This window comes from Methanolobus profundi, assembly GCF_900114835.1.
Lineage (GTDB): Archaea > Halobacteriota > Methanosarcinia > Methanosarcinales > Methanosarcinaceae > Methanolobus > Methanolobus profundi.
Genome location: NZ_FOUJ01000018.1, coordinates 1 through 5,305 on the forward strand (window position 1 = coordinate 1; position 5,305 = coordinate 5,305).

Genomic DNA, 5,305 nt, shown 5'->3' on the forward strand with positions numbered 1-5,305 from the left:
TAGATAAGATTAAATGAGTGAGATGGCAGCGATCCAGAGTTCCCGAAGACTCTCGTACTTCAGTACAGTAAGGAACGCTGGCAGGCTTATCTTCTGTGTTCGGTATGGGTACAGGAATTGCCCTGCCGCTATGGCCGCCAAACTCACTCAAATGAATGTTGATGAAAGTAAAGCCAAGGTCCGGATTCGAACCGGAATGGAATCGCTCTGCAGGCGATTGCGTAGCCGCTCCGCCACCTTGGCAATGAGCGATTCACAAATGAATCCATTACATTTATACTTTACTTATGAAAGTGTATAATAAACATGCACATATCAGATTTCGCCTGGACAAAGCAAGACGGACAGGCACGGATGATTAGTAGCCGCGGACTCAACACCTCGTTGCCTTGGTGCGTACATCCCGACCCTATCAAACCGGTCTTGTACCGGAATCCTTAACGTGGTCTCTTTTCAAGTCAGATTTCGAGCTTAGATGCATTCAGCTCTTATTCCTTAGCGCGTAGCTGCTCAGCGATGCCCTGTCGGACAACTGATACACCAGTGGCGCCGCTACTCTGTTCCTCTCGTACTAAAAGTAGCTTACCCTCAGACCACAGACACCTCTAGTAGATAGTAACCGACCTGTCTCACGACGGTCTAAACCCAGCTCACGATCTCCTTTAATAGGCGAACAACCTCACCCTTGGCCGCTGCTGCACGGCCAGGATGGAAAGAACCGACATCGAAGTAGCAAGCTGCCGGGTCGATATGTGCTCTTGCCGGCAACAACTCAATTATCCCCGGGGTAACTTTTCTGTCATTTTTGGCTCGCACCAAGCGAGCTCAAAAGTTCGCTAGAACCGACTTTCGTCTCGTCATCCACTACTGTGCTGAATAACGTCAGGCTGACTTATGCTCTTGCACTCTTCAGTGGGTTTCCGACCCACTTGAGTCAACCTTTGTGCGCCCTTGATATCTTTTCAAGGGCGTCCCGCCCCAGGCAAACTGCCCACCTATCGGGGTCCTCCTCTCGGAGTTAGGGTCGTAATTTCAGAAGGGTAGTGTCCCAATGGCGACTCCATCGATGCTGGCGCACCGACTTCGACGTCTCCTACCTACACTGTACATCCAAAATCACAACCCAACGACAGGCTGCAGTAAAGCTCCACGGGGTCTTCACTTCCCCCTAGAGGTCTCTAGACTGTGCACTAGAAAGTAAGCTTCACCGGACTCTGGCTAGGGACAGTAGAGCTCTCATTGATCCATTCATGCGAGTCGCCAATTAAGCGACAAGGTACTACGCTACCTTAAGAGGGTCATAGTTACCCCCGCTGTTTACAGGCCCTTCGTCCCATTGAACTGGGGTTTCAGGTACCTGCACTGAGCAGGATTCAGAGATCGTACTAGCCCTTACGGGTTTGCGATCTCCTATGTTGATATTAGACAGTTAGAGCTCTCTTGTCACTGCGACCTGCTGTCTTCACAGCAGGCACTCCTTCTCCCGAAGTTACGGAGCTAATTTGCCGAATTCCCTTAGCCAAATTGTTCCGACACGCCTTAGCCTTTTCAGCTAGGGGCACCTGTGTCAGTTCTCGGTACGGACCCATGACTTCCTTTTCACGGGTTCCCGGGTGCAGCTGACTTTCGCCATAACACATTCGCCCGCTTCTCGCCATTACGGCTCTCCACGGGATTCGGTGCTTAGACGGCGCGACGGCGCCGCTCAACCTGCCCAAAAACGTCAGTTTATTGTCATGAGGTACAGGAATATTAACCTGTTTCCCTTTCGGCGTACTCGAATTACGGTACGTCTTAGGACCGACTAACCCTCGGCTGACGATCATTGCCGAGGAAACCTAGCCCCTTCGGCGGATAGGATTCTCACCTATCTATGCTGTTACTATTACCAGGATTTTCGTTTCCGCACGGTCCACAGGACTTCACAGCCCTGCTTCTGCCCGAACGCAACGCCTTCCTACGAGATCACCTTACGGTGCTCCGTGGTATCGGTGGTCGACTTGAGCCCCGTCCATTTTCGGGGCCCCAAACCTCGACTGGTGGGCTGTTACGCACTCTTTAAAGGATAGCTGCTTCTAAGCTAACCTTCCAGCTGTCTAGGGCTTAGGACGCCCTTTAGTATTAACACTTAGTCGACACTTAGGGACCTTAACCACGGGCTGGGTTGTCTCCCTTACGGACTACAGGCTTACCCCAGTAGTCCGGACTCCAACCTTCTTAGACGACGGTGAGTTTGGAGTTTGACAAGCGGCTGAGGAATTTCTTCCCCGGGACCACCAATCAGTGCTCTACTTCACCGACTATCTCCAGTTAGGTCATGCTACGACATGTTTCGGAAGGAACCAGCTGATGCCGGGTTAGATTAGCCTTTCACTCCGAGACGCAGGTCACACGAATGATTTGCAGATCAATACCGCTTGCGGTCCTCCACGTAGCTTTCGCCACGCTTCAACCTGCCCACGCCTAGATCACCCGGCTTCGGGTCATATCCTAATGACTCCACGCACTTGTATACGTCGCTCCTCACCTTACGGTTGCGAGCATGTTGCTTTCGCTTCGGCTTCCTATTTACAAGTTAGCCATCGCCATTTGAATATACTCCCTGGCCCGTTCTTCAAAACGTAAGATATGACATTGGCAATAATGCCCGTACTGCAGCCTCGCGGCTGTTTCCTTCGCATTAAAGATCCTTTAACGCCATATCGCTCCATCGCCTCCAGGTTTCAGGCACTTTTAACCTCCCTTCTTGGGGTACTTTTCAGTTTTCGGTCACCCTACTAGTTCGCTATCGGTCTCAAGAAGTATTTAGTTTTGGAAGTTGGTGCCTCCCAAATTCACGCGGGAATTCCAACCCACGCTACTCAGGCCATTATCCAGATCCTTTGATCGTTGTTTACGTGACTATCACACTCTATGGTCTAACGTTCCAGAAAAGTTAAACTTCGATCAAGTGGGATCTTTAGAAAAGGCCTACAACACCACATCTCCCACATGTTACCAGTGGGATTCAGTTTGAACTGTACCGTGTTCATTCGCCATTACTAACGGCATCTCTTCGATTTCTTTTCCTGCCCCTACTAAGATGCTTCAATTCGGGGCGTTCCCGATCAGTATTGATCAACACACAAAATGTGTTAGGAAGACCCATTAGGAAATCCCAGGTTCATAGGCTCCATGCACCTACCCTGGGCTTATCGCAGCTTGGCACGTCCCTCATCAGCTCTTGAGCCGAGCCATCCACCTGAAGGCATATTAACCAGAGTCCATCTCACTTTGTCCAGTGAGCGTCTGATATATGCATGCATATACACGATCTCATTGCAGCTGTCGTTGCTTCAGCCACTTCATCCTTCCCCGGAGACATTACTCTCCAGGTGCACTAATAATGGACTTGCTGGGATTCGAACCCAGGGCCTTCGCCTTGCAAAGGCGACGATCTCCCAACTGATCTACAAGCCCATAGAAGATCCTACACTTAGAATCTACCTTGTTTATCTCGGATCTGACAGTTTTTCGATTTCTGACCGGTTAGTGGTGATGGACTTTGTGTCCATCTTGCTTAGGAGGTGATCCAGCCGCAGATTCCCCTACGGCTACCTTGTTACGACTTAACCCCCCTTGCGAAATTTAGGTTCGAACACGGCACGAGTCCATGCCCTCACCCATACCTCACTCGGGTGGTTTGACGGGCGGTGTGTGCAAGGAGCAGGGACGTATTCACCGCGCTATATTGAAACGCGATTACTACGGATTCCAGCTTCATGAGGGCGAGTTACAGCCCTCAATTCGAACTAAGGCCGGGTTTATGAGATTACCAACCCCTTTCGGGGTAGGGACCCATTGTCCCGGTCATTGTAGCCCGCGTGTAGCCCTGGAGATTCGGGGCATACTGACCTACCGTAGCCCGCACCTTCCTCTGGTTTAGCACCAGCGGTCCCCACAGAGTACCCATCATCCCGAAGGATATGCTGGCAACAGTGGGCACGGGTCTCGCTCGTTGCCTGACTTAACAGGATGCTTCACAGTACGAACTGACGACGGCCATGCACCTCCTCTCAGCGATTCAGGTAAGACCTTCAGCCTGACCTACATATTGCTGTCGCCCCAGGTGAGTTTTCCGGCGTTGAGTCCAATTAAACCGCAGGCTCCACCCGTTGTAGTGCTCCCCCGCCAATTCCTTTAAGTTTCAGCCTTGCGGCCGTACTTCCCAGGTGGCTCGCTTCACGGCTTCCCTGCGGCACCTGAAACGGTCGCACCGTCCCAGACACCTAGCGAGCATCGTTTACGGCTGGGACTACCCGGGTATCTAATCCGGTTCGTGCCCCCAGCTTTCGTCCCTCACCGTCGGACCCGTTCTGGTAAGACGCCTTCGCCACTGGTGGTCCCACAAGGATTACAAGATTTCACTCCTACCCCTGTAGTACCTCTTACCTCTCCCGGTCCCAAGTCTGACAGTATCCCCCGGAAGCCTAACAGTTGAGCTGTCAGATTTCCCGGAAGACTGATCAAACCGGCTACGGACCCTTTAGACCCAATAATAGTGGCCACCACTCGGGCCGCCGGTGTTACCGCGGCGGCTGGCACCGGTCTTGCCCGGCCCTTGCTAACACCTGCTGTTTATACAGGTGGACAGCCAACATAATATGCTGGCACTCAGTATCCCCTTATCGCGGTTTCCCGCATTGTAAAGTTTTCGCGCCTGCTGCGCCCCGTAGGGCCTGGATTCATGTCTCAGAATCCATCTCCGGGCTCTTGCTCTCACAACCCGTACCCGTCGTAGGCTAGTAGGTACACTACACCCACTACAACCTGATAGGCCGCAGATTCATCCTAAGGCGCCGGAGCTTTGAGCTACAGAACATTCCAGTATCTATAGCTTATCAGGAATTATCACCAGTTTCCCGGAGTTATGCCTGACCTTAGGGCAGATTATCCACGTGTTACTGAGCAGTACGCCATGTTCACGAAGAACATTTGACTCGCATGGCTTAGTCGAATACTGATAGCAGTGACCTCTGGCAGGATCAACCAGAATTGTTGATCACACACAAAGAATATGTTATTTTGGAAGTCATTTAGGAATCAGTCGGAAAGAACTCTCATTGAGAGAATATTTCCTATTTGCACATAGTTTGGTTAATTCCTTAATTGTTTGTAGTTATACACTACCGGTCAGAATTAACCGAACTGCCAAATCCAACGTCAGACAGAAAAAGCTTCTGTCTCCACTTGTTAAAGGCGGTGATTGTAAGTGTTTTCGCGCGATTTGCGCGGACTCCTTCAAAGGCTGCCATCGTATATATAC

Annotated in this window: 2 tRNA genes and 3 rRNA genes; all 5 read right to left on the bottom strand. The window is 51.2% G+C overall.

What is annotated here, in order from left to right:
* Positions 1–20: 20 nt before the first annotated feature.
* Positions 21–142 (bottom strand): 5S ribosomal RNA (gene rrf, locus BM008_RS14635).
* Positions 143–171: 29 nt separating this feature from the next.
* A tRNA-Cys gene (locus BM008_RS14640) sits at positions 172–243 on the bottom strand.
* Between the two features lie 97 nt (positions 244–340).
* Positions 341–3,265: ribosomal RNA gene (locus BM008_RS14645) — 23S ribosomal RNA — on the bottom strand.
* Between the two features lie 121 nt (positions 3,266–3,386).
* Positions 3,387–3,459, bottom strand: a tRNA-Ala gene (locus BM008_RS14650).
* 102 nt (positions 3,460–3,561) lie between these two features.
* Positions 3,562–5,035, bottom strand: a 16S ribosomal RNA gene (locus BM008_RS14655).
* Together the 16S, 23S and 5S rRNA genes with 2 tRNA genes alongside form the textbook arrangement of a ribosomal RNA operon.
* Positions 5,036–5,305: the final 270 nt, after the last annotated feature.